We start from the raw sequence: 24979 nt of genomic DNA, 5'->3' as shown, positions 1-24979 counted from the left end.
CCCGGCCCAACCCACCTGGTGGCCGGTGCGGCGAGCAGGTCCTCCTCCGCGCGGCCTATGCCCCCCGCTCGCCGCCCACCAGGCCGAAAGGCGCGTAGAGTGTACACTTCTTTACATGAGTGACACTCTGCCGATCACCGAGGCCCGCGCCCGCTTCGGTTCGCTTGTCCGACGGGCGTCCCACGCTCGCGAGCGCATCACGATCACTGACCACGGCCAGCCGGCGGCCATACTGATCAACCCGCAGGAACTCGCCGACCTGGAAGACGCATTGGCTCTCGCCCGGTACGAGGCCCGCCAGGCATCCGGAGCCGTCGAAACCGTTTCCCACGACGAGGTCCGCGCGCGGCTCGGCCTGGAGCGGCGTTGACCTACCTGATCACCTGGGACGAGCACGCAATCGACCAGGCCGCCAGGTTCCTCAAAGACGACCCGGACGGCCTGCGCCTGCTCATGGATGCGGTCGACCTGCTTGCCGAGAATCCACTCCCCGAAGGGGCCGCACCCTACGGCTCCCCCATGCGGCGCCGCATACACGTCGGACGCTACCGAGTGCTGTACGAGGTCATGGAGGCTCGGGTCACCATCATCGTGATCCACGTCGGCCGCGTCGGCTGAACTCCGAGCCCACACCGGCCGGCCCCGGTCCCCTCACTCCAGCCCGCGCTTCGCGCGCTCCGCTGCGGTCAGGGTTTCCAGAAGCTTCGCCGGGTCCACGTGGTAGTCGCGCTCGTCGAGGGCGTCGTAGTCACGGGTGGCCGGCGGCAGCCCCAGGGCGTCGAGTTGGGCGACGATCTGCCCGTACGCGAGGCGCTCGTCCGGCTCGTCCTGGTAGGCGGACTGTTCAGCGGCGGCGGCCTCGGTGAGGGTGGTGCCGCGCATGTGCCACAGAGTCAACTTCTCGGCCTTGAAGGACCGGGCTTGTCACCCGATCGTCCAAGGCTGTGATTGCAAGTGGAGCGCGACTGGCTGCCGCGTGGTCCCCTGCGTCCGGTCCTACCTTGCGGTGGGACTGGGGCGGTTGACTGCGCCCCGCTGCCACACAGACATCGCCCGGTGGGCGATGTTGCGGGAGCCGTTGTGGTCCGCGTGCGTAATCACGCCGCAGGACCGGCACTCGAAGCGGGCCTGGGAGACCCGGTTGGCGCGGTGGGTGTGCCAGCACTCCGAGCACTGGCGGGAGGTGTTCCTCGGGTCCACGTGGACCACCGGGACACCGGCCCGCCGTGCCTTGTAGGCGACGAATGCGCCGAGCTGGGCGAATGCCCAGGAGTGCAGCTTGGCCCGCTGGTCCTTCTTGGCCGTAACCCTGGCGCGGATACCGGACAGGTCTTCCAGTCCGATTCCCCGCGAGGTGCGTTCAGCGGTGGCAACAAGCGTCTTGGCGATGATGTGGTTGGTGTTCGCCGCGTGCCGGGCTTCCCGGCGGCGGACGCGCTTCAGGACCCGCTTGGCGGACTTGGTGCGCTTTTTCTGCAACTTCTGCCGCAGGTCACGGTGCCGCTTGCGGTACCGGTTCAACCGGCGCCCGGCAAGGATCTCGCCGTCGGACGTGGTGGCGATGTTGACAATCCCGAGGTCCACACCGAGGAAACCGTCCGGCTCGAACAGTTCGGGTTCGGGCACGTCGATGGTGGCGACCAGGAAGAACATCCCGTCCCGCGCCACCAGGTCCGACTCGCCCTTGCGCGAGGCCAGCAGGCGCATCGCTTCGGGCGAGCAGACGAACGGAATCCGCTTGAGCCTGCCGGCCACCGTCCAGATGGAGACGGTCCGGGTGTCCAGGTTCCAGGTCAGCATCCGGTCGTCGTACGGCTGGGCCGCACCTTCCCGGAAGCCGATCGGCCTGGACTCGGCACGGGCGCGCCGCTTTGAGCCCTCACGGCCGAGGTTCCCGGCCTTGATGTTGGCCTTGAGCGTGGTGTACGCGTCGCACACCTTCGTGATCGTGCGCACCGCCGCCTGCGCCCCGAGGTCGAAATCGGTCCGGAGCCGGTGGTAGACGGCGTCCTGCAACACGTTCCGCCGCTTGAGGTCCTCGGCGAACGCCACCTCGGAGGCCGCATTCGCGGCCCGGTTGCAAGCACGCAGGGTCGCTGCCAGTGCGTCCGCGTCATACGCGGACACAGGCATTAGTTTCACCTGCGCGACAATCTTCACGCAGAAAACCCTATTAGGGCTGACCGCAGGAGATCAAGTTGAGGTACCGGCAGATGCGCGGCGAACTCCGGCGCTTTGCGCCTCCGCGCCAAGGACCAATTCCCCCCGGGGCCGAACCCCGGGCTTCCTTGGAGAAATCAGGCGAACTCGGTGTCGAGGCCGATGGGTCGCCAGGCCGGGGACGCGGGCTCGTCGGGGTGCAGCCAGTAGCCGACCCAGCCCATGCCGCCCTTGGCCACGAGCTTGACGTACTCCGCCATCCGCGCAGTGGCGGCGTGGACGGTCTGCATCTTCGGGGCCGCCAACTCCTCCTCGCTGAGGTAGTCGGTGTCCAGGAAGGGGTGGAGTTCGTCGGGCTCGAAGAACTCCAGGTCGAGCAGGCGCGCGAAGTCGCTTCGGCCCTCCCACTGCGCGATCAGCAGCGTGCGCAGATCATCCGGCACCGGGCGTCCGTCCAGCCGCTCCCGCGAGAACTCCGCGAGCTGTTCGTCGTACAGGGCGTCCACGTGGCCCCTCCCGCGGGGTCGGTCCTCGATGCTGCCGCCAACGTAACAGCGACCTCGGAGTCAGGAGTAGGTCCACCGCCAGGCGCTCCCGCTGTAGCTGCACTTGATCCGCGCACCGGTCGCCGTGGTGGTCACCGCGCCGTGGTCGCCGCCCCGGCAGAACTGCCCGGCCCGGTAGCAGTTGCCCGCGTTGGACCGGATGGAACAGGTGCCGGTGGCCTGGGAGCCGCCGCCGCCGGACCCCGAGGAGGTCGCCCTGGTGACCCGCACCGTAACGGTCGGACCGGGAACCTTCACCTCCTTGGTCCGGGTCACGGTGACCGTGGGCGCGGGGGCGGGCGACGCGGTCTCGGTGGCCGTGGCGGTGGCGGTCACCGTGACCGTGGCCGCCGGCTTCGCACTCACCGTCGCAGCACCCGAGCCGCCCTGCCCGGACTCCGAACACCCGACGGCCCCCAGAGCCAGCAGGGCCACCCCGCCGATCCATATCTGCTGGCGCCGGCTCAACACCTTGCCCATGCGGTCCCCCCACACGTCTCGTCCCATTCCACGTCAAGCGAAGCGACCGTATTACTTCGAACGAGTTGTGTGGACGATCTGGTCGATGACGGCTGCGGCCCGTTCCGGGGATTGCTTCAGCCACCTGCCGAGGTGGTTCTGTACGGCTTGTCCGACACAGTCGCGTACTTCGGAGTTGCCGAGCACGCCGCGCGTGGCGCCCTCGAACTCGGGACGGTCCAGTTTCACCGACACAACCGCCGTCAGGCCCGCGCCGATCCGATCGGCACCGATGTCGGGGTCCGCAGGTGTCAGCAGCCCCTGCTCCCGCGCGTACGCGGTGACGGCGGCCGCCGTCCCGTCGCGGAAACCCACCATGTGCGTACCGCCGATGGTGGGCCGGCTGTTGGCGAAGCTCTGCACTCGTTCGTCCGGGCAGCTGCACCAGCGGAAGGCGATGTCCATCTCCCCCGCCATCCGAGGGTCCTCTCGTTCGAAGGTGATGGTCTCCATGGGGGTGTGCGCCGCTGCGTGGCCGTCGAGGAAGTCGACGAAGGCCCGCGTCCCGCCCCGGAAGCAGAGCCGTGCCGAATGGGACTCATCCAGGCTGCGCAGGTCGGTCAGCGAGATCTCCAGGCCCTGGTTCAGGAAGGCCAGTTCTCTGAATCGCTCCTCCAGCCTATGGAACGGGACCTCTGTGGCTCCGAAGATGTCGGCGTCCGGCCAGAAGGTAATGGTGGTTCCGCTTCCGGTCGCCGTCCGCACCTCGGTGAGCGAGGTGGTGGCCACGCCGCGCGCGTACTCCTGGACCCATCGGACTCCCTCCCGCCGCACCTCGGCCGTCATCCGGCGCGACAGGGCATTGACAACACCGGGCCCCACGCCACAGAAGCCGAGCGTCACGTCGTGACGGCCTCCGGCACCCGCCCCGATGTGCATTCGGGTGAGCAGGGCTTCGAGCCCGGGACCGGCGACGCCCTCCGTCCCGTCGGCGGGAACGCCCGGCCCGTCGTCGGCGACGCGCACGCCGCCATCGGGCGTCAGAGTGATGTCGACGGAGGCGGCACGGCCGGCCAGAACCTCGTTGACCGCCCGGTCCACGACCTCGAACACCATCTGGCACAAACCGCGTTCGCCCGTCGAGCCGACGTACATCCCAGGCCGCTTCCGAACCGCTTCCCACCCCTCCAACGCTTGGATGTGGCTGGCCTCGTACCCGGTGTCTTCCTCGCTCACGATGTCCCCTCCGATGATGTCGGGCAGAACCTCCCAGGCTAGGCAGATCCCAGGAAAACACCAGTTCAGAGGCGCTTCTCGGATGCCGGAGGCGGACGCGTGAGCGACTGTCCGGAGGCTGTCGCCCCAGGGGGCGTGAACCGCCGCCGGGCTGCGGCTACGACCCCATCGAGGGCTTGGACGGCACCCTTACCAGTGACCCTTGAGGCCCCAATTCCGCCTCCGTCGCTGCCGAACCGGCCATTCATTACGGCCAACTCCTGGACCAACACGAGTTCTCCCCGCAAGCACGGCGGGAACTCAGCACCGTGCATTACGTTCTACGCAAGAACCGCACATGACACATCGGAGGCGCATTCATGGCGGACGCGGAGCAGGAGCAGGAGCAGGAGCAGGTCAAGGGGACCGCGGGGTTTCTGCTGGAGATGGGGATGCTCAAGCGCGCCAAGCGGAGCGGCTGGTGGATCGCCGGGGTGAAGGACCCCGAGACCATCGCGGAGCACAGCTTCCGGGTCGCGCTCATCGGCTCCGTGCTCGCCATGATGGAAGGCGCCGACCCCGCGAAGACGGCGCTCCTCGGCCTGTGGCACGACACGCAGGAGACCCGTGTCGGCGACATCCCGCACATCGGCCGCCGCTACCTCGAAGCCGCGAGCAACGAGAAGGTCACCGCGGACCAGGTGTCCGCCGCGCACCCCGCCGTGCGCGCCGGCGCCCAGCGGATCGTGGCGGAGTACGAGAACGGGGACTCCCCCGAAGTCATCTGCGCGCATGACGCCGACAAGCTGGAATGCCTCATCCAAGCCGTCGAGTACCGCGAACAGGGCTGCGCGAACGTGCAGCCCTGGATCGACAGCAGCCTCGCCAAGCTGAAGACGGCCTCCGCCAAGGCCCTCGCGGAGGCCGCGCTCACCATGACGTCGATCGAGTGGCAGCAGACGTACCTCCGCTGAGGCGCCCGGCCGGCGGTGCGTGCGGTCAGAGGTACGCCGCGTACGGGACGACGTGGAGGTCCTTCGGGTCGCGGCCGGCGGCTTCCCAGGCGGAACGGATTCCGTCGAAGGCGTGGCGGAGATTGCCTGCCGCATGGCGGGAGAGGTGGTCCCAGCCGTTGGCGGCCTCGGTGTTGGCGAAGCGCAGATCGAATTCGTCTCCGACCGGGGGCGGAGCCGCGCGGTCACCGCGCTTGGGACTCACTCGGCGGTCCCGCCTTCGGGTACGGAGACAGGGCCGAGGTCGCCGTCGGGCTCGCGGGTGAGGAGTGCGTGCAGGGTGGGATCGGCATAGATGTCGGCGCTGTGCCGCCATTGGGCAAGCAGCAATGCGATGGGAGCCAGGTTCTCCAGCGCGGCAGCCCCGCGGGCGGTGTCCACCAGTTCGCCGAGCATCGCCTCTATGTCGTCCTCGGGGAGGAAGATCGACCAGGGCAGGGCATCGGGCAGGACCTGGCGCAGCGCGGCGGTGTTCTCGGTGCGGACCAGCCCGGCGAGCAGGCGGGCGGTGAAGTCGATCATGGTGGAGTCCCGCTCCAGTTGGTCGGCGCGAATGAGCGCGAGGTCGTCCGCGTCGCGTCGGCGCAGCGCACGGACCGCGCCCAGGCGCCGGGGACGCGAATACCCCTCACGACGGGCGCGGACCTTGCTACGGTCCGTGCATGACGCTGTCGGTGCCCTCTGCACGTGCTGTTGATCTGCGGGTCGAGTCAGTCGATGACGTTCTCGATCATGTGGAGCGGTCTCTGCAGGTCCGCGTCGATCGAGAATCTCTGATCCGCAAGCGCCGATCCGTAGGCGGTCACACGGATCGAGGGACGTGGGTTCGTGTGGAACGGCGGTCGTTCAAGCGGATCGAGACTCAGGGCGGCAATGGGCCTGAGTCGGCAGCCGTCCTGCGGGGGGTGGCCATGCCGCACTGGTACGGGGCCGTGACCTGGCGCGACGACGCTGAACCTGTCCTGTGGCGAGCCGACGAGACAGAGCTGGTGAACGATCCGCCGGTGGGTCAAGCGGCCCTGGTGATCGAAGATCCCCAGCTGCCCGACACCTGGTGGGATGGGCTGAACGCCTCGCTGGATGCCCTCGCCACGCAGCACACGCCTCGTATCGCGACACCGGACACCGAGTCGATCACGCAGGACCTGGTGGAAGTCACCATCCGGTCGGTCTTCCCCGAGGTATCCGACCTTGTCGTCAGCGAGTGGACTCCTGCGCACGCGGACTTGACCTGGGCGAACGTCATCGGTCCGGACTTCTGCATCATCGACTGGGAGGACTGGGGAATGGCTCCCCGCGGGCTCGACGCGGCGATCCTGTGGGGCAACGCGCTCGCCGTCCCCACCCTCGCGGATCGCGTCTGGGCGGAGCGGCGGCCGGACCTGGAGAGCAGGTCCGGCCGACTGATGGCGCTGTTCTTCTGCGCGAAGGTCGTGGGTCCGTACGCCCACGAAGCCGATCCGAGGCTGGAGCCGGCACGAAAGGCCGCTGCCCGCCTCGTCGCCCAGCTTCAGTCCTCCTGACGGCTATCGGCTCAGGAGCTGACGGTACTCGGCTACGGCCGCGCGGTTCACTTCGTGGCCGAGTGAGGCGACCAACTCTCCCAGATGCGTGTCCTGGTTCGTCCCCGCGACCACTGCCTCTACCTCAGGCAGATGAAATGCAGCGCGGAAGGCGGCTTGCACTGGGCTGGAACCCTGCGCGACCTGCATGAAGACCTGTGGGTCGAACCGTTCCCAAATGGGTTCCGACGTGCTGCCGCCGAAGACACTCATGCCCCAGAGTGCCGACGCTCGCCAGCCCGCGGCGACCGTTTCGATAGCATCGAGGATCTCGGATCCGACGAGAAAGCCGGCACGAACCATCAGCACGTGGGGCTGCGGGAGTTGAGGCCCGACGATATCGGCCAGGAGCCGGGGATCCCATGAGGAGATGCCCCAGGAGCCGCACAGCCCAGACGCAGTCGCGTCCACGAGTACGGAGCAGGCGGCTTCCAAGCGGCTCTGCCTCTGGGTTGGAGAATCGCGAGCGAGGCTGTGTTCGGGGTTGTGCAGGAACACCAGGTCCGGCTCCCTGCCCAGGTCGCTTGCGGCATCCTCCAGAGCAGCGTGGAGGCGGCCGGGAGCGAGGGAGTGTTCCGAGGCGTTGCCGGCCGCGAAGTAGCCGACCTTCGTTGACACGGTGAACTCCGGCAGTAGATCGCCGGCTACCTCGGCCAGGACCTTGTGCGAGCGGAACCCCAGGTAGTTGCTGCTGGTGTCGATCGCGGTGACGCCGAGGTCCGCGGCAGCCGTCAGGAGAGAGCGTTCGTGACGAGACCGGTGTAGCCCGAGGACAAGTCGGGGGTGAGCGGGGCGCAAATCTCCTCCTCCACCAGGATCGCTGCTGCTTCGGCCACCTCGGTGCCCACCACGGGGACTGCCTCGCTCAGTCGGACCGGTTTCCCGCTCAGCAGGAGGCGGAGTGCGGGTAGGGCCTTGGCGGTGAGCGTGAGCTTCTTGCCGGAGGTCAAGACGTCGACCGTCGCTCCGTTCTCCTCGATCCGAGGCGGGAAGTGCGTGGTGCAGACGACGGCTTCGAGGTCACCGAAGATGTCGAGGAAGGGCACCTGCCGCGCGGGCGTCGTCTCCTGTTCGTACGTTCTCAGGAAGTCGGCGGGGGCACGCTCCGCGGTGAGTCGGGCCACAGCTGCGGTCAGGGCCTGGTGGCCGGCTGCGACATCGCGGCCAAGGTCGTGCCGAAAGATCTCGTGTTCGCGCGACCAGTCGGCCAGCCAAGCGAGCCAGCTCGCTCCGGTGCGCTTGGTGATCCCGAACGTCACGTGCAAACTCTTGCCCGTACCGCTGCCGACACGGGTGGCCCGGTGCCAGTGACCGCGAGGAATGTGCATGACGTCGCCGGGTGTCATCGTGCCGGACCAGACGATGTCCTCGCTCGGAGTGATGTTGGAATCCGCGTCCCGGTACATCGGGGCCGTACGCGAGGGTCCGCGCACTTCCCAGTCCTTCTCGCCGGCGAGCTGGACGATCAGGACGTCGTGGTCGTCCCAATGGAGCGGGAAACCAGCGGCGTCGTTCGTGGTGAGGTACGCGTTCACCTGAACTCGCTCGTGCGACCACCACTGCAGTGCCCGGCAGGCGACCTCCATCGTCGGGTCGAAGACGTTGCCCTGGTCGAGAACAAGTGTCGCGCCCTCGCGCAGGAGCGAGCCGAGGCTGCGCATGTTGACCATGGAGATGCTCTGGCCGCGCGGACTGACGCTGTCGGTGTAGTAGACGGCGGGATGCACTTCCTCGCCCTTGCGGAAGCACCGCAGCTGGGGCCGGTACAGGCTCCTGCGCATGGCGATGTCGAGCAGCCGGTCCGGGGTCAGAATGCGGGAGACGAGATGGGGATCGTCCATGTGTCCACGTACGAATTGGGTACCGAGTGCCTCGGCTCCGTTCCACCCGAGCGCCTTCTCGACGCCTTGGATCAGTCGATGTTCCACCGCTACCTCCTGACGAGTCCGGCTTCGTGATGCAGACGACCAGCGGGGCCGACACGACAGGCCGCGTCGGCCCCGCGTTCGTCGGGTGCTACTCGATGTCGCTCAGGTTTCCGTCGCCGCCCGGCCACGGCGCGTCGCCTGAAGCGCCCTGGTTGTCCGACCGGAGGCTGTCGTACCGGTCATGCACGGCGGTCAGTTCCTCAACTGCCACCAGAAGGCCGCTCCGTGCCGGAGGCGTCGTAGCGATCTCTGCCACTTCGTACTCCTTCCTTCATCGAGTTCCCCTCCGCCCGGGCCCGGACGGAGGCGCCTCGGCCTCCCGCTGTACGAGAGCCCTGGGCAATCCGCACATACCGCAATGAACCGGTCGTACGGAGACTTGTAGGTCACACGGGAGCGAAACCCTTTTTCCGTAGATCCGCTTCCGTGTGCAGGTGGACGTTCACCGCCCGGACTCGTCGGCTCTGATGCGCAGCTCTGCGGATTCACGTGGCGTGGTCTCGCTGTAGCCAGGCACATCCGTCGCGTTCGGTCTGGTGGTGGTCGATGTCATGGAGCTGGCTCCTGGGGAGGTGGGGCGCCTGGACCTGACGGGGGCGGCAGGGCCGAGTTCTCTCCTGGCCGTCGAGTGTGGAGAGTGGCGAACCCGCTCGGCAACCGACGCTCAGTCAACGGCCCGGCGGGGCGGAAAAGGACTCCGAGGGGTGACTCCAAGGCGGAGTCACCGAGGAATCGCTGCACGTAGCATCGGAACAACGCGCCGTAAGGGGACGAGTGATGGACCGGAAGGCAACGGACCCGCGTGATGTCGTCGCGGGGATGCTCGATGACCGTCGTCTGCTCGCCGCGCTTGCCGAGCGCGACATGGGAATGCTCTTCCGCCTGCTCAACCACCGGGGTATCAGTACCCGACGCCTTGCCGCAGCTGTCGACATCACCCAAGGACGGCTCTATGACTACATGAACGGCAAAAGCCGGGTCGAGAAGCTCGTCCTGTTCGAACAGATCGCTGACGCCTTCCACATTCCAGGACAGCTCCTTGGGCTGGCGCGACGAGCGTGGGAGCCAGGGACGACGGGGGAGGTCCATCGGTCGGCGCAAGTCGCGGCTGACGGAGACGACTTGGCTGCCATGAACGCATTCCGTACCGCCGACCGGCAGACCGGTGGTGGGCGGCTGTACCAGGCCGTCGTCCAGCACCTCGGTGACCACGTGGCCCCGCGTCTGGTCGACACTGACAGCGGGCCGCAGATCTTCGCCGCAGCAGCGGCCCTGACGGAGATGGCCGGCTGGATGGCACACGACTCGGGCCGAGACGCCCTGGCAGCGAGGCATTTCACGCGCGCCCTTACCTTGGCGCGCGCATCCGGCGATCTGCCGCTGGCCGCTCACGTCGCCGCGAGCAGCAGCCACCTCGCCCTGCAGGCCGGGAATGCCTCGCAGGCAGCGCACTGGGCCTTGACCGGCCTTGACCTCGCCGAAAGGGGTCCGCGTCTACCGGCCCTGGTAGCCCGGCTCCACACCATGCATGCCCGAGCGCTCGCCAATGCCTCCCAGCACACCCCTGCGTCCCACGCCCTGGAGCAGGCCCACCACGCACTCAGCGCTTCCGCCGACACCGACCACCCCTGGCTGAGCCCTTTCGACAACGCCGCGCTAGCCAGTGAGTCCGCCCTCATCATGCGGGACCTGGAGCGGCACGACCAGGCGATGTCACATGCCCAGAACGCTGTCCGGCTCCGCGAGAACGGCCGAGCACGATCCCTCGCGTTGAGCCGCATCACGCTCGCCGGTATCTACGTACGTCGAACGGACCTCGACGCGGCGATCAGCGTCGGTAATGATCTCCTCCACACAAGCCCTACCCTCGGCTCCGTTCGCGTTGTCCACCAACTCGACGCCTTACGCGGCCTCTTGGAGGTCCACAAGGGATACGGGCCCGTACGGGACTACCTGGCGCGATTCGACGAGGCGCGGCGCGCAAGAATGCTGCTGCTGGCCGACATCATCACGCCCAGGGGAGGCACCCCATGACTCCGACGCCTGCCGACCCCGACGCCTGGAACGCGTACCTCGCGGAAGGCAATGCCAAGCAGGCTCGGAAACGCGTGGCGGCGGACGTGCTCCTCCGAGACCCCGCGGGGCGGGTGCTCCTGGTCAACCCTACGTACAAGCCCGGCTGGGACCTGCCCGGCGGCATGGCCGAAGCGAACGAGCCCCCCGATGAAGCCGTCCGGCGCGAGCTGCGGGAGGAGCTGGGGCAGGACGTCGCACTGCTCGGACTCCTGGTCGTGGACTGGGTCGCCCCGCATGGTCCGTGGGACGACCAGATTGCCTTCATCTTCGACGGCGGCACCCTCGACAGGGTCGAGGATCTGCGGCCTCACGACCAGGAGCTGTCCGAAGCACGGTTCGTGCCCCTGGACCAGGCACGCGAACTGGTCAGGGAGCGTATGCGACGGCGGCTGGACGCCGCCGTGGCGGCATTGGGGCAGGGGCGACCTGTGTATCTGCACGATGGCGCAGCTTCCTGGTGATCCCGGTTTCCCCGAGACGCGCACCGCATGTGACCAGCAGCGGCCGGCATCCGTCGCCGCTTCCACGACTCAGGGCACTCCCTGGTCACCGTAGCCGCACGACCGCAGCGGGATCGAGTGGCAGCAGACGTACCTCCGCTGAGGCGCCCGGCCGGCGGTGCCGGTGGCGCGGTCAGAGGTAGGCCGCGTACGCGTCCAGGGTGCGTAGTACCTCCGGTTCCTGTGTCGGGGGGAGTTGGAGGACCACCTCCTCGATGCCCAGGTCCGCGTAGTGGGACAGCTTGCCGGGGGTGGGGTTGACCGCGTACGGGACGACGTGGAGGTCCTTCGGGTCGCGGCCGGCGGCTTCCCAAGCGGTACGGAGGCGGGGCACGGACTCCGTGAGGCCGCGGCCGCCGATGGGGAGCCAGCCGTCCGCCGTGCGGGCGATGCGGTCGAACAGCCGGGGGCCCTCCGCGCCGCCGAGCAGGGTGCGGGGGCCGCGCTCGCGGTGCGGCTTCGGGTGGGCGTGGCTGGCGCGTACGGAGCCGAACTCACCCTCGTACGCCGTGGGTTCGGCCGCCCACAGGGCCCGCATCAGGGCAAGGCGTTCGTCGGCGAGGCGGCGGCGGGTCGACCAGTCCACGCCGTGGTCGGCGGCCTCCTCGACGTTCCAGCCGTAGCCGATGCCGAGGGTGAAGCGGCCGCCGGAGAGGTGGTCGAGCGTGGCGATCCGCTTGGCCAGGTCGATCGGGTCGTGCTGGGCGATGAGCGTGATGCCGGTGCCGAGGGTCAGCCGTTCCGTCACCGCGGCGGCCTGGGCGAGCGCGACGAAGGGGTCCAGGGTGCGGCCGTACTCGCGGGGCAGTTCGCCGCCCGCCGGGTAGGGCGTCTCGCGGCCGGCCGGGATGTGGGTGTGCTCGGGCAGATAGAGCCCGGCGAAGCCGCGCTGTTCGAGCTGGCGCGCCAGGCGTACCGGGGTGATGGTCTCGTCGGTGAGGAAGATCGTGGTGGCGATCCGCATGCGAAGGCACCTCCGTCGTTGTCCCGTGGCGCTCCAACGTATGCCGTTCCGTGCCGCGAAGCGGAGACCGCGCCCACCCGGAGCACGAAACTTAGGTTAGGCTCACCTAAACAAGAACGCAGATGCGGAGGGGTGGGTACGGTCATGGGGCACGGCTGGGAGGGCGTCGTCCTCAAGCTCATGCGAGGGCGCGACTTCACGTTCACCGTCACCGCGACCGAGCCGCCCGCCGGCGGCTTCCGGCGCCTCACCGTCACGGACGGCGGGCTGCTCGCCGCGACCGGCGGGGCGCACCCGACGATGTGGGTGCGGCTCTGGTTCGACCGGGCCGGCAAACCGCACCAGCGCGCCTACACCCTGGTCGACCCGGACCCGGAGGCCGGCGCCTTCACCCTGGAGTTCGCACTCCACGAGGGCCCCGCCACCGAATGGGCGCTGGCGGCCCGGCCCGGGGACACGATCGAGGCCACGCTCCAGGGCACCGGATTCGCCCTGCCCGAGCCGGCCCCCGCCCGGCTCTTCGTGATCGGCGACCCGGCCTCGCTGCCCGCGATCAACTCCCTGCTGGACGCCCTTCCGGCGACCCCGGCCACCGTCTGGTACGAGACCCCGCCCGGCGAGGACGCCGAGCCGCCGCTGCGCCTGGCCCCCGGCCGCCACACGCTGCACCGGGTGGAGCGGCGGGGCGGCGCGCTGGCCGACGCGGTGCGGTCCGGGCTGCCGGGCCTGCTGGGCGCCGACGCCTCGGACGCGTACGTGTGGATCGCCTGCGACACGGCGACGACCAGGTCCCTGGCGGCGTACGTACGCAAGGAACTGGCCGTTCCCAAGGAGCGCGTGCACGCCCTGGGCTACTGGCGCGCGGCCTGACCGCCGCGCCGGGCGGAGCTCCCCCTACTCGTCCGCGCCGGCCTCGCGGCGGGGGCCGGGGAAGAGCAGCCGCGTGCTGCCCGTGATCAGGCCCAGGGACGCCAGCACGAAGGCGTAACGCACCCAGCGCATCCCGCCGTGCCAGCCCTGGGGGTCACCCAGGGCCGCCCACAGGACCCCGGCCAGTCCGATCAGCAGCAGAAGCACACCCAGAGCACGACTCGGCGCAGTGTTCATGGACCCATGATGACGTGGACCCCGGCACCGGCACACCCGTATTCCGCTCAGCCGCCCGTACGCGACCCCGCTCCGCCCGCCGGGTCCCGGACCTCGTCCATCGACGCCAAACGCCCGGCGCAGCAACGTCGTTGGACCGCCGCCAGGCCGGCCACCGCCGCGCCCAGGGCCAGCCAGCCCGCCGGGCCCGCGGCCATCACGACGCCCGTCAGCAGAGGCGGGCCCGCCGACTTCTGGATGGACTGGGACATGCCGGCCACGCCCAGATAGGCGGCGCGTTCGCCGGGCGGGGCGAGCAGGACGGCCAGTTCCCAGGAGCTGACCGAGCGCATCAGCTCCGCCATCGTGACCAGGACGGCGGCCGCGAGCAGCACGACCGCCGCCGTCCACGTGCCGGCGCTCGCCGCCCAGGCGGGCAGGGCGCAGCACACGCACATCAGGGCGCCGTACAGGCCGAGCGCCCGCACGGCGCCCCGGGGGCCCTCCGCCCTTCGGGAGACGGCGAGTTGGAGCAGGACGACGAGCACGGTGTTGATGACCAGGAACGCCGGGACGAGGGCGTGCGGGGCGGAGGTCTCGCTGACGAGCCAGAGCGGGAGGCCGACACCCAGGATCGAGTCGTCCAGGTTCATCGGGATGTCGAGGAGCACGAAGCGGAGGTAACCCCGGTCCCGCCAGGGGCCCTTGGGGCGGACCGGCCCGTCGACCGCCGGGCGCGGTTCCCCGACCGTACGGGCGCCCGGCCCGCTCGTACGCCACACCAGCGCGGCGGCGACGACGAAGGAGAGGGCGTTGCCGATGATCAGCGCGCGGTACGCGTCCGTCGTGCCGACCGCCAGGCCGAGCGCGGCGATCCCCGCGCCGAAGCCGTATCCCGCGTTGGACGCGCTGCGGGACAGCGCCTGGTACGCGGCTCGCCGGTCGCCCGCCGCGCGGGTGGCGAACAGCATCTCCAGGGTCTTGGCCGCCCGGTCCCCGAGGTAGGTCACCGCGACCACGACGAGCAGCGCCTCGAACCGCGTACAGACCAGCACCAGCGTGAGCGTCACCAGCCGCAGGAGGTGACAGCCGATCAGCAGGGTGCGTAAGGGGAGCCGGCCGGCCAGGCGGCCCGCGAGCGGGGAGCCCGCGATGCCGGCGACGCCCGCCGCGCCGAGCAGGACGCCGATCTGCTGGGCGCTGAGATGCGTGACGAAGGTGAGGTAGAGGACCGAGGAGGCCGCCCACAGTCCGGTGCCGGTGCGGTCCACGGCCAGCGCGCGCAGCATGATCCGGGCGTCCCGGCCGCCCGGCGGATTCCTCAACTGGGCGAACAGCCCCGCCTCCCGGCGCTTCTCCACCGCCGCCCACCCCCAAGTATCTCGACATCAAGAGACCTATCGACGCGCGGTAGCCTGCCCGCACATTCTCTTGATGTCAAGATGCTTGAGGCCGAGATAGTTCGGCGCGATCGAACAGGCCCCGGCCACCCCGGACTGGGGCCCTACTTCGGGTCGCGGTTGAACTGCGCCCTGGACCAGAGGTATCCGAGGACGGTGAGCGCGACGCACCAGCCGGCCGCGAGCCACCCGTTGTGGCCGATCTCCGTACCGAGCAGCAGCCCGCGCAGGGTCTCGATCGTCGGGGTGAACGGCTGATACCCGGCGATCGGCCGGAACCAGCCGGGCATCGACTCCAGCGGGACGAACGCGCTGGAGATCAGCGGCAGCAGGATCAGCGGAGTGGCGTTGTTGCTGGCGGCCTCCACGTTGGGGCTGCCCAGGCCCATGCCCACGGCGATCCAGGTGAAGGCCAGCGCGAACAGGGCGAGCAGGCCGAAGGCGGCCAGCCACTCCAGGGCGGTGGCGCCGGTGGAGCGGAAGCCCATGGCGACCCCGACCGCGCCGACGATCACGACGCTCAGCAGCGTACGCAGAACGCTCCCGGCGACATGGCCGAACAGGACCGATCCCCGGTGGATGGCCATGGTGCGGAAGCGGGCGACGATGCCCTCGGTCATGTCCATCGTCACGGAGACGGCGGTGCCGACGGTGGTCGAGCCGATGGTCATCAGCAGGATGCCCGGCACGATGTACGCGATGTACGCGTCCCGGCCGGCGCCGCCGCTCATGGTGTCGCCGAAGACGTAGACGAACAGCAGGAGCAGCATCACCGGGGTGAGCAGCAGGTTCAGCGTGAGCGACGGATAGCGCCGGGCGTGCAGCAGGTTGCGGCGCAGCATGGTCGCCGAGTCGCGGACGGCGAGGGACAGGGTGCTCATCGGGCGGCCTCCTCGGACGGGGCGGGAGCGGCGGTGTCGGTGAGGGCGAAGAAGACGTCGTCGAGGTCGGGCGTGTGCACGGTGAACTCGTCGGCCTCGATGCCGGCGGCGTCCAGCCGGTCGAGGATGGAGCGCAGGATGCTCTGGGTGCCGTCGCCGGGGAGGCGCAGGGCCAGCGCCTCGTCGTCGCGGGCGGCGTCGGCGGCGAGGTGGTCGGCGGCCTCGCGGTAGGCGGCCGGGTCGCTGAAGCGAAGCCGGACGTGGCCGCCGGGGACGATCCGTTTCAGCTCGTCGGCGGTGCCCTCGGCGGCGATCCGTCCGTTGTTCAGTACGGCGATGCGGTCGGCGAGTTCGTCGGCCTCCTCCAGGTACTGGGTGGTGAGGAAGACGGTCACGCCACCGGCGACGAGGCCCCGGACGACCTGCCACATGCCGTGCCGGGAGCGCGGGTCGAGCCCGGTGGTCGGCTCGTCCAGGAAGATGATCCGGGGGGCGCCGACCAGCGTCATCGCGATGTCGAGGCGGCGCTTCATGCCGCCGGAGTAGGTGGCGGCGGGCTTCTTCGCCGCGTCGGTGAGGTCGAAGCGTTCCAGCAGCTCCGCGGTGACGCGCCGGCCCTCCGCCTTGGACAGGTGGTGCAGGTCGGCCATCAGGAGCATGTTCTCCTCGCCGGTGATCAGGCCGTCCACCGCCGAGAACTGGCCGGTCACGCCGATCGCCGCGCGCACGGCCCGGGGGTCCGACGCCAGGTCGTGGCCGGCCACCTCGATCGGGCCGGAGCCGGGGCCGGGCGAGATCAGCGTGGAGAGGATCTTGACGGCGGTGGTCTTGCCGGCGCCGTTCGGCCCGAGCAGGGCGAACACCGTTCCGGCCGGGATGCGCAGATCGATGCCGTCGAGGACGGTCTTGTCGCCGTACGCCTTGCGCAGATTGCTCGCGGCGATGGCCGGGTTCGTCATGGGAGGGCTCCTTCGGGGTGCGGGGAGGAGAGTCAGAGGCTGTGGGCGGTGATGTCGCCCTTGGTGGTGGTCGCCCGGATCGTCAGGGCGGGCGTGCCGTCGTTGCGGAGGGTGTTGGCGACGCGGCCGAGTACGGTGCCGGCGTCGAGCACGGCCGCGACGCCGCGCGCCGCGCCGACCGTGATGTCACCGAGCTGGGTGGTGAGGGTGAGGGCGCCCCCGGTCGCCTCGTGCACGGTCACGTCGCCGCGCTGGGTGCTGAGGTCGCCGGGTCCGGTGAGGCGGCGGACGGTGACGGCACCGTCGTGCGCGGTGAGCCGGGCGCTCGCGGCCTCGTCGAGCTTGACCGAGCGGTAGCCGCCCTCGAAGACGACGTTCCCGAGGCGCCCGACGCCCCGGAACTCCGCGGCGCCGGCCTTCGCCTCGACGTGCGAGCCGGCCGGGAGCTGGACGGTGATCTCGACGGACCCGGAGTCGCCGAGGAGCCGGCTGCGCGGGCCCTTGGCGGCCCGGATGTCCAGGACGCCGTCCGCGTAGGCCACTTCGACGCGCTCGGCGGCCTTGGTGTCGCGGCTCCTGGCGGCGTCGGCGGGCCGGACCTCGACCACGGTGTCGGCGCGGTCGGCGGCGATGAACCGGATGTGGCCGGCGGGGATGTCGACGCGGGCGGTGATGGCGGCGGGGGTGTCGAACTTCGGCATGACGCGCTCCTTCTGCGGAGGCGAGTCCGAGCGACCCGCGCTTTCCGATGACAGAAACGCTACGTTGCATTCACTACTTCGGCAACGCACTTGTTGCATCAGAAGCCCGTAATTGCACGTCAACACAGGGAAGTTGATGCAATCGTCTCGCACGCAACGCAACGAACAGCAGCGGCGCTCGTTGCAATGATCTGTCGGCGAACGCTATAGTCGGCACACCGGCCGCCCCGCGGCCGCACCCGTGCCACGAAGGAGGGGGCCCGATGCCGGGAGGCAGGCTCACCCAGCAGGAACGCCGCCGGATCGCCCGCGGTCTGGCGGACGGCCTGGCCTACGCCGAGATCGCCCGGCAGCTCGACCGGCCGACCTCGACCATCACCCGCGAGGTCACACGCAACGGCGGCCCCGCCGGCTACCGCGCCGACCTCGCCCACCGCGCCACCGAGCAGCGCTCCCGGCGCGGGAAGCCCGCCGCCGCCCCCCGCGCCGCCCGCCCGGACGCCGCCCCGCAGCCGTACGGGCGGGACGCCGAGGAGGTGAGCGCGTACGAGGAGGTGCTCACGAACATGCTGCTGGCGTCGGGCGCGCCGCTGATGATGTCCCGGGTACTGGCCGCCCTGAGCATCAGCGACTCCGGCAGCCTCACCGCCGGTGAACTCGCCGAGCGCCTGCGGGTCAGCCCGGCCTCGGTGTCCAAGGCGGTCGCGTTCCTGGAGACGCAGAGCATGGTCCGCCGGGAGCGCGAGGGGCGGCGCGAGCGGTACGTCGTGGACGACGACATCATGCACCAGTCGATGATGGCGAGCGCCCGCTCGACCGCCCAGCTCGCCGAGACCGCGCGCCGGGGCGTCCCCGTGCTCGGCCGGGACACCCCGGCGGGCAACCGGCTGGAGAACATGGCCCGTTACCTGGACTTCGTCTCCGAGTCCATCGAGCGGGCCGCCGTGCAGGCCCGCGAGATCCTGCACACCAGGGCGCCGGGCCTCCCGGAGGAGGACGCCCCGGCCTGACGCGTACGCATGCGGGCCGGGGCCGACGACCCCCGTACGGTGCGGCTCACTTGCGGTACAGCTCCTCGATCTCCGCCGCGAAGTCCCGTGCGACGGCGTCGCGTTTCAGCTTGAGCGACGGCGTCAGATGGCCGCCCTCCTCGGTGAAGTCGACCGGCAGGACCGTGAACTTGCGGATCGACTCGGCCCGCGAGACCAGCTTGTTCGCCTCGTCCACCGCGCGCTGGAGCGCCGTACGCAGTTCCTCGTCGCGCACGAGGTCGCGCAGCGGTACGTTCTCCTTCTTGCGCATCCGGCACCAGTGCGCGAGCCCGTCCGGCTCCAGCGTGATCAGGGCGGTGACGAACGAGCGGTTGTCGCCGACCACCATGCACTGGCTGACCAGCGGATGGGCGCGCAGCCAGTCCTCCAGCGGGGCCGGGGTGACGTTCTTGCCGCCCGAGGTGATGATGATGTCCTTCTTGCGGCCGGTGATCGTGAGGTAGCCGTCCTCGTCGAGCGCGCCCAGGTCCCCGGTCGCGAACCAGCCGCCGTCCAGCACGGGTACGGGTGTGCCGCTCGCCCCGTCCCAGTACCCCTGGAACACCTGGCCACCGCTGAGCAGCACCTCCCCGTCGTCGGCCAGCCGTACGGCGGTGCCGGGCATCGGCCGGCCGACCGTGCCGAGGCGGGGCCTGAGCGGCGGGGTGACCGTGGCGGCGGCGGTCGTCTCGGTCAGCCCGTAGCCCTCGAAGATCTCGATGCCGGCGCCCGCGTAGAAGGCGGCGAGCCGGCGCCCCAGCGGGGAGCCGCCGCAGATCGCGTACCGGACGTGGCCGCCGAGCGCGGCCCGGATGCGGCGGTAGACCAGCGGGTCGTACAGCGCGCGGGCGGCGCGCAACCCGAGGCCGGGTCCGGGGCCGGTGCCGTGTTCGGCGGCTTCGACGGCCCGGCCGTAGCGCTGGGCGATCCGGGCGGCCCGGTCGAAGGAGGAGGCGCGCCCCATCTTCTCGGCGGTGGCCCGGCCCGTGTTGTAGACCTTCTCCAGGACGTACGGGATCGCCAGCAGGAACGACGGTTTGAACCCGGCCAGGTCGGCGAGCAGGTCCTCCGTCCTGATGGAGGGCGCGTGGCCGAGGCGGACGCGGGCGCGCAGGCAGCCGATGGCGACCATCCGGCCGAAGACGTGCGACAGCGGCAGGAACAGCAGGGTGGCCGCCGGGTACTTGCTGACCGACTTGAACACCGGGTGCAGCAGTTCGATGGCGTTGTCCACCTCGGCGAAGAAGTTGCCGTGGGTCAGGACGCAGCCCTTGGGGCGGCCGGTGGTGCCGGAGGTGTAGATGAGGGTGGCCGGGGTCTCCGGGGCCAGGGTGGCGCGGCGCTCGGTGACCAGGGCGTCCGGGATGTACTCGCCGCGCTTGCGGAGCCGGTCGAGCGCGCCCGTGTCGAGTTGCCAGAGGTGGGCGAGCGAGGGCAGGTTCTTGCGTTCCTGGCTGACGGTCCGGCCCTGGTCGGCGGTCTCGACCGCGCAGGCGACGGCCCCGGAGTCCTGGAGTATCCAGCGGGCCTGGAGGGCGGACGAGGTCGGGTAGATGGGGACGGTGACCAGGCCCGCCGCCCAGGCCGCGAAGTCGAGCAGGGTCCACTCGTAGGTCGTACGGGCCATGATCGCGAGGCGGTCGCCCGCGCGCAGCCCCTCCGCGACGAGGCCCTTGGCGACGGCCAGCACCTCGGCGGCGAACTCCGCCGCCGTCACGTCCTGCCAGCCGCCGTCCGGCTGCTTGCGGCTGAGGACGGCGTCGCCGGGGGCCTCGCGGGCGTTGTCGAACGGGATGTCGGCGAGCGAGCCGCGCCGGACGGGCGGCGCGAACGCCGGTACGGAGACCTGCCGGACGGCGCCCCGGTCGTCGCGCACGAGCGTCGGCTCGACCAGGGCGGGGACGGCGTGCGCGGTGGCGTGCGCGGTCGCGGGGGACGGGGTGGGTGGCGTGGACACGTGCGACTCCTGGACTTCGGGGACGGGCGGTTCACCGGGGGGACGGCCGTGCACGGGTGGGGGGCGCTGGTGGGCGGCGGGCTCACGCCCGTTCGAGGATCGCCGTGACGCCCTGGCCACCGGCGGCGCAGATCGAGATCAGCCCCCGGCCGGGCGCGTCCCGCTCCGCGAGCAGCTTGGCGAGCGTGGCGACGATCCGGGCGCCGGTCGCGGCGAAGGGGTGGCCGGTGGCCAGCGAGGACCCGGCGACGTTGAGCCGGTCGCGGTCCACCGGCGCGAGCCCCTGCTTCTCCCAGGCGGCCAGTGTGGCCAGCACCTGCGAGGCGAACGCCTCATGGACCTCGACCAGGTCGAAGTCGTCCATGCCGAGCCCGGCCCGCTCCAGGAGCCGGGGCACGGCGTACGCCGGCGCCATCAGCAGCCCGTCCTCGCCGTTCACGTAGTCCACCGCGGCCGTCTCGTACAGCGAGAGGTACGCCTGCGGCTCCAGGCCGTGCGCCGCGGCCCACTCCTCGCTCGCCAGGAGCACGGTCGCGGCGCCGTCCGTGAGCGGCGTCGAGTTGCCCGCGGTCATCGTCGCGCCGGGCCGGTCCGTGCCGAACACCGGCTTCAACGTGGCGAGTTTCGCCTCCGTGGAGCCGGGTCGCAGGTTCTGGTCGCGCTCCAGGCCGCGGTACGGGACGACCAGGTCGTCCAGGAAGCCCCGGTCGTACGCTGCGGCGAGCCGCCGGTGGCTGGTGGCGGCGAGCAGGTCCTGCTCGGCGCGGCCGATGTCCCACTTCCGGGCGGTGAGCGCCGCGTGCTCGCCCATCGAGAGCCCGGTGCGGGGTTCGGCGTTGCGCGGGATGTCCGGGACGAGGTGGCGGGGGCGTACGCCGGTGAGGGCCTTCGCACGGGCGCCCGCCGACCGGGCGCGCCGCACGGACAGCAGCAGCCTGCGCAGTTCGTCGTTGACGCCGAGCGGGGCATCGCTCGCGGTGTCGGTGCCGCCGGCTATCGCGGAGTCGATCGCGCCGAGCATGATCTTGTTCGCGGCGCCGATCACCGCCTGGAGGCCGGTGCCGCACGCCTGCTGGACGTCGTACGCGGGGGTGCGCGGGTCCAGCCGCGAGCCGAGAACGGTCTCGCGGGCCAGGTTGAAGTCGCGGCTGTGCTTGAGGACCGCGCCCGCGGCGAACTCGCCGATCCGCTCGCCCCCGAGCCCGAACCGCTCGACCAGGCCGTCGAGCGCGGCGGTCAGCATCTGCTGGTTGGACGCCTGCGCGTAGGGCCCGTCGGAGCGCGCGAAGGGGATGCGGCTGCCACCGATGACCGCGACCCGGCGGGGCTGCGGGAGTGCGAGGGGAATCAACTCGACCAACTCATCTCGACCAGCTCCTGACTCTTGAGTAACCTTACTCCGGAGTAAATCTACGACCGAGCAGGGAGTCTGGACAATGGCCGACCGCTATCTGCACCTGACCGGCACGGCACCCGGCAAGTTCCTCACCCGGAAGCTCGGACTCCCGCAGCCCGCCCGGCTGCGCCGCTGGACCCTGGAGACGCCGACGCTCACCGGCCCCGTCGTCCACCTCACCGCCGGGAAGTCCGCGGTCACCGAGGAGCTGGCCGCCGTCCTCACCGCCACCGGCCTGGCGGTCACCGCCCGCGCCGACCGGCCCGCCGCCCTCGTCCTGGACGCCACGGCCGTACGCGACACCACCGGGCTCGCCGCAGTGCACGCGGCCCTCCACCCGGCCGTCCGCTCGCTGGCCCCCGGCGGCCGGATCGTCGTCACCGGCGTACGCCCCTCCCCCGACGACCACCACCAGGCGGCGGCCCAGCAGGCGCTGGAGGGCTTCGTCCGCTCGCTCGGCAAGGAGATCGGCAGGGGCGCCACCGTGCAGCTGGTCCGCGTCGCCCCGGCCGCCGTCGCCTCCGCCGAGTCCACGCTGCGCTTCCTGCTCTCGCCCCGGTCCGCCTACGTCAGCGGCCAGGTCATCGAGCTGACCGCCGCCGCCCCCGACCCCGTCACCGACTGGGCCGCCCCGCTCGCCGGCCGCACCGCCCTGGTCACCGGCGCGGCGCGCGGCATCGGGGCCGCCGTCGCCTCCGTACTGGCCCGCGACGGCGCCCGGGTCGTCTGCCTGGACGTGCCGCAGGCCCAGGAGGAGCTGGTACGCACCGCCGACCGACTCGGCGCCACCGCGCTCCCCCTCGACATCACCGCCGGCGACGCCGCCGCGCGCATCGCGGCCGCCGCCCCGGCCGGCCTCGACGTCCTCGTCCACAACGCCGGCATCACCCGCGACCGCCGGCTCGCCAACATGCCCGCCGAACGCTGGGCCCAGGTCATCGACGTCAACCTGGACAGCGTCCTGCGCACCACGGACGCGCTGCTGGAGGCGGGCACGCTCAACCGGGGCGGCCGGATCGTCGCCACCGCGTCCATCGCCGGCATCGCGGGCAACAACGGCCAGACCAACTACGCGGCCGGCAAGGCCGGGATCATCGGCCTGGTCCGCTCGCTGGCCCCGCGCGCCGCCGCCGGCCACGGGGTCACGGTCAACGCGGTGGCGCCCGGCTTCATCGAGACGAAGATGACCGCCGCCGTCCCCCTGTTCATCCGCGAGGCGGGCCGCCGGATGAACTCCCTCGCCCAGGGCGGCCTCCCGGTCGACGTGGCCGAGACCACCGCCTGGTTCGCCCAGCCCGCGTCCGCGGCCGTCAACGGCCAGGTCGTCCGGGTCTGCGGCCAGAGCCTGCTGGGAGCGTGACCCGGTGACGAGCCTGACCCTCTCGCTGGTCCGGGGCGCCGTCTCCGCCCCCTTCAAGCACCCCGGCCGCCCCGGCGCCACGCTCCCCACCGGCCGCGCGCACCGGCCGGCCGCCCCCGCCGCGCCCGGCCCGCTGGCCGCCTACCGCCGGATCTGCGGTTTCGCGGCGGACGGCCCGCTGCCGGTGACGTACCCGCACGTGCTGGCGTTCCCGCAGGCCATGCGGCTGATGACCCGCCGCGGCTTCCCGCTCCCGGTGACCGGACTCGTCCACACCTGGATCGAGATCGACGCCCACCGCACCCTGCGACCCGAGGACCCCCTGGAACTCACGGTGTACGCCCGCGAACTGGCCCCGCACCGGCGCGGCACCGAGGTCACGATGGTCACCGAGGCACGCCTGGCGGGCGCACTCGTCTGGGAGTCCCGCAGCGGCTACCTCTCCCGGCACGCGACGCGCACCGAGGAGCCGCCCCGCGCGGACCCGCCGCCGCCCCTGCCCGCCGTCGCCGAGTGGCGGCTGCCCGGCAACCTCGGACGCCGGTACGCGGCGGCCTCCGGCGACCGCAACCCGATCCACCTCCACCCGCTCACCGCCCGGCCGTTCGGCTTCCCGCGCCCCATCGCCCACGGCATGTGGACCGTCGCCCGCTGCCTCGCCGCCACCGAGGACCCGGCAACCCTGCGCACCGTCCGCGCCGACTTCCGCGCCCCGGTCCCGCTCCCCACCACGGTCACCTACGCCACCGGGGGAAACACGTTCCAGCTCCGCGGCGGCGAGAACGGCGACCGCGTCCACCTGACGGGGACTACGGGCTAGGCACCTGCCAGGAGCGGCCGTTCATCAGGTTCTCCAGGCCCGCCCAGGAGAAGTTCATCAGGGTGGCCGCCGCCTCGTGGGCCGAGATGCCCGGGGTCTCGTTGGCCCAGCCGGCCAGTGACTCCGCGGCGCCCACCAGTGCCTGGGCCAGGCCCGCCACGTCCCGGTCCGGGAGCGCCCGGTCGTGGTGCGCCTCGCGGGCGGCGGCGCCGATGAGGCCGGTCACGAAGGCGACGATCTCCTCGCGCATGGCGTGCACCTCGGTGGCGAACGGCTCGCCGTGCGTCCGGGCCTGCCGGTAGAGCACCGCCCAGCCGTCCTGGTTCTCCGCGGTGTGCGTGAAGAACGCCTGGAGCCCCTGCCAGAGCTGACGGTCGGCCGGGAGGCCCGGCTCGGCGCCCGCCCGGACCGCTTCCAGCAGGGCCCGTGCCTCGCGCCGGATGCAGGCGGTGAACAGCTCGTCCTTGGAGTTCAGGTAGAGGTACACCAGCGGCTTGGACACCCCGGCCAGCTCGGCGATCTCGTCCATCGAGGCGGCCCGGTACCCGCGCTGCCCGAACGTCCGGACCGCGGCGTCCATCATCTGCCGCTCCCGCACCGCCCTCGGCATCCGCTTGTTGCGTCCCGCACTCACGTCGACTCCTCCCGCCCCCCGGCACTACTCCTCGGTAAGGGTACGGGGCGCGCCGGGGCCCGTCGTACGCCGCACGTCCGAGGGCCCCTCCTCCGCGGGGAGAAGGGGCCCTCGGACGCGTATGGCGTGGTCAGACGGCGGCCGGGACGCGCTCCGGCTCGGCGGCCGGTGCCCCGGTGCCCGCCGACTCGGCGCCCTTCGGCTCGGCGTCGTCCACCGGGGAGGCCGAGGCCGTGTGGTAGGCGTCGAGGTCGAGGATCTTCTCGCGGGCCGAGACGATCACCGGGACGAGCGCCTGGCCGACCATATCCGTAACCTCGCACTGTGTATGC

At 71.2% G+C, this 24979-nt stretch carries 29 protein-coding genes and 1 pseudogene; 10 read left to right on the top strand and 20 right to left on the bottom strand.

Annotated elements, in window-relative coordinates:
* The first annotated feature begins 115 nt into the window (after nucleotides 1-115).
* Together DNK56_RS03480 and DNK56_RS03475 are read left to right on the top strand one after the other, a co-directional pair.
* On the top strand, nucleotides 116-370 hold the full coding sequence (locus tag DNK56_RS03480) for a type II toxin-antitoxin system Phd/YefM family antitoxin (protein ID WP_111330318.1): 255 nt from the start codon (nucleotides 116-118) through the stop codon (nucleotides 368-370).
* On the top strand, nucleotides 367-618 hold the full coding sequence (locus DNK56_RS03475) for a type II toxin-antitoxin system RelE family toxin (RefSeq protein WP_111330316.1): 252 nt from the start codon (nucleotides 367-369) through the stop codon (nucleotides 616-618). Before DNK56_RS03480 ends, DNK56_RS03475 begins: the two co-directional genes overlap by 4 nt.
* Nucleotides 619-651: 33 nt before the next feature.
* On the opposite strand, the gene DNK56_RS03470 is transcribed toward DNK56_RS03475, so the two are convergent.
* The 5 genes from DNK56_RS03470 to DNK56_RS03450 all read right to left on the bottom strand — a co-directional run bounded on the left by DNK56_RS03470 (nucleotide 652) and on the right by DNK56_RS03450 (nucleotide 4400).
* On the bottom strand, nucleotides 652-882 hold the full coding sequence (locus tag DNK56_RS03470; protein WP_199563894.1) for a hypothetical protein: 231 nt from the start codon (nucleotides 880-882) through the stop codon (nucleotides 652-654).
* 114 nt (nucleotides 883-996) lie between these two features.
* Nucleotides 997-2133 (bottom strand): RNA-guided endonuclease InsQ/TnpB family protein, encoded by a 1137-nt coding sequence (locus DNK56_RS03465; RefSeq protein WP_241989740.1) that lies wholly within the window; start codon nucleotides 2131-2133, stop codon nucleotides 997-999.
* A 164-nt stretch (nucleotides 2134-2297) separates the two neighbouring features.
* Entirely contained in the window at nucleotides 2298-2666 is a 369-nt protein-coding gene (locus DNK56_RS03460) for a hypothetical protein (protein WP_241989739.1), read from the bottom strand.
* 60 nt (nucleotides 2667-2726) lie between these two features.
* Nucleotides 2727-3185: a hypothetical protein gene (locus DNK56_RS03455; protein ID WP_111330314.1), complete on the bottom strand. Its 459-nt coding sequence runs from the start codon at nucleotides 3183-3185 to the stop codon at nucleotides 2727-2729.
* Between the two features lie 51 nt (nucleotides 3186-3236).
* A complete protein-coding gene (locus tag DNK56_RS03450; protein WP_241989738.1) occupies nucleotides 3237-4400 on the bottom strand; it encodes an ATP-binding protein in 1164 nt (387 codons plus the stop codon).
* A gap of 359 nt (nucleotides 4401-4759) precedes the next feature.
* Between DNK56_RS03450 and DNK56_RS03445 the strand changes: the two genes are divergently transcribed.
* Nucleotides 4760-5353 (top strand): HD domain-containing protein, encoded by a 594-nt coding sequence (locus tag DNK56_RS03445; RefSeq protein ID WP_111330310.1) that lies wholly within the window; start codon nucleotides 4760-4762, stop codon nucleotides 5351-5353.
* A 25-nt stretch (nucleotides 5354-5378) separates the two neighbouring features.
* Here DNK56_RS03445 and DNK56_RS03440 read toward each other — a convergent pair whose 3' ends face one another.
* Nucleotides 5379-5597: a hypothetical protein gene (locus DNK56_RS03440; protein ID WP_111330308.1), complete on the bottom strand. Its 219-nt coding sequence runs from the start codon at nucleotides 5595-5597 to the stop codon at nucleotides 5379-5381.
* Nucleotides 5594-5914: a hypothetical protein gene (locus tag DNK56_RS03435; RefSeq protein ID WP_241989737.1), complete on the bottom strand. Its 321-nt coding sequence runs from the start codon at nucleotides 5912-5914 to the stop codon at nucleotides 5594-5596. Before DNK56_RS03435 ends, DNK56_RS03440 begins: the two co-directional genes overlap by 4 nt.
* 140 nt (nucleotides 5915-6054) lie before the next feature.
* Between DNK56_RS03435 and DNK56_RS03430 the strand changes: the two genes are divergently transcribed.
* Nucleotides 6055-6915 carry a hypothetical protein gene (locus DNK56_RS03430; RefSeq protein WP_199563895.1) on the top strand — a complete coding sequence of 287 codons (861 nt, stop codon included), beginning with the start codon at nucleotides 6055-6057 and terminating at the stop codon, nucleotides 6913-6915.
* 3 nt (nucleotides 6916-6918) lie between these two features.
* Here DNK56_RS03430 and DNK56_RS03425 read toward each other — a convergent pair whose 3' ends face one another.
* The 3 genes from DNK56_RS03425 to DNK56_RS35230 all read right to left on the bottom strand — a co-directional run bounded on the left by DNK56_RS03425 (nucleotide 6919) and on the right by DNK56_RS35230 (nucleotide 9138).
* Nucleotides 6919-7635 (bottom strand): aldo/keto reductase, encoded by a 717-nt coding sequence (locus DNK56_RS03425; RefSeq protein WP_342211086.1) that lies wholly within the window; start codon nucleotides 7633-7635, stop codon nucleotides 6919-6921.
* A 50-nt stretch (nucleotides 7636-7685) separates the two neighbouring features.
* Nucleotides 7686-8882 carry a JmjC domain-containing protein gene (locus DNK56_RS03420; RefSeq protein ID WP_111330304.1) on the bottom strand — a complete coding sequence of 399 codons (1197 nt, stop codon included), beginning with the start codon at nucleotides 8880-8882 and terminating at the stop codon, nucleotides 7686-7688.
* Nucleotides 8883-8970: 88 nt separating this feature from the next.
* The gene (locus DNK56_RS35230; protein WP_199563896.1) at nucleotides 8971-9138 is read right to left on the bottom strand and encodes a hypothetical protein; all 168 of its coding nucleotides are present in this window, start codon (nucleotides 9136-9138) and stop codon (nucleotides 8971-8973) included.
* A gap of 521 nt (nucleotides 9139-9659) precedes the next feature.
* Between DNK56_RS35230 and DNK56_RS03415 the strand changes: the two genes are divergently transcribed.
* Both DNK56_RS03415 and DNK56_RS03410 read left to right on the top strand, forming a co-directional pair.
* Nucleotides 9660-10916, top strand: coding sequence for a helix-turn-helix domain-containing protein (locus DNK56_RS03415; protein WP_241989736.1), 1257 nt, complete (start codon nucleotides 9660-9662; stop codon nucleotides 10914-10916).
* Entirely contained in the window at nucleotides 10913-11419 is a 507-nt protein-coding gene (locus DNK56_RS03410; RefSeq protein WP_111330302.1) for an NUDIX domain-containing protein, read from the top strand. The genes DNK56_RS03415 and DNK56_RS03410 overlap by 4 nt, the downstream gene beginning before the upstream one ends.
* A 172-nt stretch (nucleotides 11420-11591) precedes the next feature.
* On the opposite strand, the gene DNK56_RS03405 is transcribed toward DNK56_RS03410, so the two are convergent.
* Nucleotides 11592-12422, bottom strand: coding sequence for an LLM class F420-dependent oxidoreductase (locus DNK56_RS03405; RefSeq protein WP_111330300.1), 831 nt, complete (start codon nucleotides 12420-12422; stop codon nucleotides 11592-11594).
* Nucleotides 12423-12566: 144 nt separating this feature from the next.
* On the opposite strand from DNK56_RS03405, the gene DNK56_RS03400 reads away from it, so the two are divergent.
* A complete protein-coding gene (locus DNK56_RS03400) occupies nucleotides 12567-13292 on the top strand; it encodes a siderophore-interacting protein (protein ID WP_111330298.1) in 726 nt (241 codons plus the stop codon).
* A 24-nt stretch (nucleotides 13293-13316) separates the two neighbouring features.
* Here DNK56_RS03400 and DNK56_RS03395 read toward each other — a convergent pair whose 3' ends face one another.
* The 5 genes from DNK56_RS03395 to DNK56_RS03375 form a co-directional block, all read right to left on the bottom strand.
* Nucleotides 13317-13529 carry a hypothetical protein gene (locus DNK56_RS03395; protein WP_146610533.1) on the bottom strand — a complete coding sequence of 71 codons (213 nt, stop codon included), beginning with the start codon at nucleotides 13527-13529 and terminating at the stop codon, nucleotides 13317-13319.
* 47 nt (nucleotides 13530-13576) lie between these two features.
* Entirely contained in the window at nucleotides 13577-14869 is a 1293-nt protein-coding gene (locus tag DNK56_RS03390; protein ID WP_241989735.1) for an MFS transporter, read from the bottom strand.
* Nucleotides 14870-15012: 143 nt separating this feature from the next.
* On the bottom strand, nucleotides 15013-15789 hold the full coding sequence (locus tag DNK56_RS03385) for an ABC transporter permease (RefSeq protein WP_111330293.1): 777 nt from the start codon (nucleotides 15787-15789) through the stop codon (nucleotides 15013-15015).
* Nucleotides 15786-16748 (bottom strand): ATP-binding cassette domain-containing protein, encoded by a 963-nt coding sequence (locus tag DNK56_RS03380; RefSeq protein WP_111330291.1) that lies wholly within the window; start codon nucleotides 16746-16748, stop codon nucleotides 15786-15788. The genes DNK56_RS03385 and DNK56_RS03380 overlap by 4 nt, the downstream gene beginning before the upstream one ends.
* Nucleotides 16749-16780: 32 nt before the next feature.
* On the bottom strand, nucleotides 16781-17449 hold the full coding sequence (locus DNK56_RS03375) for a DUF4097 family beta strand repeat-containing protein (RefSeq protein ID WP_111330289.1): 669 nt from the start codon (nucleotides 17447-17449) through the stop codon (nucleotides 16781-16783).
* A gap of 263 nt (nucleotides 17450-17712) precedes the next feature.
* On the opposite strand from DNK56_RS03375, the gene DNK56_RS03370 reads away from it, so the two are divergent.
* Nucleotides 17713-18459 carry a helix-turn-helix domain-containing protein gene (locus tag DNK56_RS03370; RefSeq protein ID WP_111330287.1) on the top strand — a complete coding sequence of 249 codons (747 nt, stop codon included), beginning with the start codon at nucleotides 17713-17715 and terminating at the stop codon, nucleotides 18457-18459.
* A gap of 46 nt (nucleotides 18460-18505) precedes the next feature.
* Here DNK56_RS03370 and DNK56_RS03365 read toward each other — a convergent pair whose 3' ends face one another.
* Both DNK56_RS03365 and DNK56_RS03360 read right to left on the bottom strand, forming a co-directional pair.
* Complete coding sequence (locus tag DNK56_RS03365; RefSeq protein WP_111330285.1) at nucleotides 18506-20437, bottom strand: AMP-dependent synthetase/ligase; 1932 nt, start codon at nucleotides 20435-20437, stop codon at nucleotides 18506-18508.
* Between the two features lie 82 nt (nucleotides 20438-20519).
* Nucleotides 20520-21797, bottom strand: coding sequence for an acetyl-CoA C-acetyltransferase (locus DNK56_RS03360; RefSeq protein WP_111330283.1), 1278 nt, complete (start codon nucleotides 21795-21797; stop codon nucleotides 20520-20522).
* 76 nt (nucleotides 21798-21873) lie between these two features.
* On the opposite strand from DNK56_RS03360, the gene DNK56_RS03355 reads away from it, so the two are divergent.
* On the top strand, nucleotides 21874-23193 hold the full coding sequence (locus DNK56_RS03355) for a 3-oxoacyl-ACP reductase (RefSeq protein WP_111330281.1): 1320 nt from the start codon (nucleotides 21874-21876) through the stop codon (nucleotides 23191-23193).
* Nucleotides 23194-23197: 4 nt separating this feature from the next.
* Nucleotides 23198-24013, top strand: a complete 816-nt coding sequence (locus DNK56_RS03350) for a MaoC family dehydratase (RefSeq protein WP_111330279.1) — start codon at nucleotides 23198-23200, stop codon at nucleotides 24011-24013.
* Here DNK56_RS03350 and DNK56_RS03345 read toward each other — a convergent pair.
* Nucleotides 24003-24623 (bottom strand): TetR/AcrR family transcriptional regulator, encoded by a 621-nt coding sequence (locus tag DNK56_RS03345; RefSeq protein ID WP_111330277.1) that lies wholly within the window; start codon nucleotides 24621-24623, stop codon nucleotides 24003-24005. The two genes, DNK56_RS03350 and DNK56_RS03345, sit on opposite strands and share 11 nt — an antisense overlap.
* A 154-nt stretch (nucleotides 24624-24777) precedes the next feature.
* Nucleotides 24778-24960, bottom strand: a pseudogene (locus DNK56_RS03340) (hypothetical protein); the annotation flags it as partial.
* Nucleotides 24961-24979: the final 19 nt, after the last annotated feature.

Source organism: Streptomyces sp. AC1-42W (assembly GCF_003248355.1).
Classification (GTDB): domain Bacteria; phylum Actinomycetota; class Actinomycetes; order Streptomycetales; family Streptomycetaceae; genus Streptomyces.
The sequence above is the reverse complement of the archived record's forward strand: the minus strand, read 5'-3'. Positions and strand labels throughout refer to the sequence as shown.

Coding starts and splice junctions, on each gene's coding strand:
- DNK56_RS03480 (WP_111330318.1), top strand. CDS start 116: ATGAGTGACACTCTGCCGATCACCGAGGCCCGCGCCCGCTTCGGTTCG.
- DNK56_RS03470 (WP_199563894.1), bottom strand. CDS start 882: ATGCGCGGCACCACCCTCACCGAGGCCGCCGCCGCTGAACAGTCCGCC.
- DNK56_RS03465 (WP_241989740.1), bottom strand. CDS start 2,133: ATGCCTGTGTCCGCGTATGACGCGGACGCACTGGCAGCGACCCTGCGT.
- DNK56_RS03455 (WP_111330314.1), bottom strand. CDS start 3,185: ATGGGCAAGGTGTTGAGCCGGCGCCAGCAGATATGGATCGGCGGGGTG.
- DNK56_RS03445 (WP_111330310.1), top strand. CDS start 4,760: ATGGCGGACGCGGAGCAGGAGCAGGAGCAGGAGCAGGTCAAGGGGACC.
- DNK56_RS03435 (WP_241989737.1), bottom strand. CDS start 5,914: ATGATCGACTTCACCGCCCGCCTGCTCGCCGGGCTGGTCCGCACCGAG.
- DNK56_RS03430 (WP_199563895.1), top strand. CDS start 6,055: ATGACGCTGTCGGTGCCCTCTGCACGTGCTGTTGATCTGCGGGTCGAG.
- DNK56_RS03415 (WP_241989736.1), top strand. CDS start 9,660: ATGGACCGGAAGGCAACGGACCCGCGTGATGTCGTCGCGGGGATGCTC.
- DNK56_RS03410 (WP_111330302.1), top strand. CDS start 10,913: ATGACTCCGACGCCTGCCGACCCCGACGCCTGGAACGCGTACCTCGCG.
- DNK56_RS03405 (WP_111330300.1), bottom strand. CDS start 12,422: ATGCGGATCGCCACCACGATCTTCCTCACCGACGAGACCATCACCCCG.
- DNK56_RS03400 (WP_111330298.1), top strand. CDS start 12,567: ATGGGGCACGGCTGGGAGGGCGTCGTCCTCAAGCTCATGCGAGGGCGC.
- DNK56_RS03395 (WP_146610533.1), bottom strand. CDS start 13,529: ATGAACACTGCGCCGAGTCGTGCTCTGGGTGTGCTTCTGCTGCTGATC.
- DNK56_RS03385 (WP_111330293.1), bottom strand. CDS start 15,789: ATGAGCACCCTGTCCCTCGCCGTCCGCGACTCGGCGACCATGCTGCGC.
- DNK56_RS03380 (WP_111330291.1), bottom strand. CDS start 16,748: ATGACGAACCCGGCCATCGCCGCGAGCAATCTGCGCAAGGCGTACGGC.
- DNK56_RS03375 (WP_111330289.1), bottom strand. CDS start 17,449: ATGCCGAAGTTCGACACCCCCGCCGCCATCACCGCCCGCGTCGACATC.
- DNK56_RS03370 (WP_111330287.1), top strand. CDS start 17,713: ATGCCGGGAGGCAGGCTCACCCAGCAGGAACGCCGCCGGATCGCCCGC.
- DNK56_RS03355 (WP_111330281.1), top strand. CDS start 21,874: ATGGCCGACCGCTATCTGCACCTGACCGGCACGGCACCCGGCAAGTTC.
- DNK56_RS03345 (WP_111330277.1), bottom strand. CDS start 24,623: ATGCCGAGGGCGGTGCGGGAGCGGCAGATGATGGACGCCGCGGTCCGG.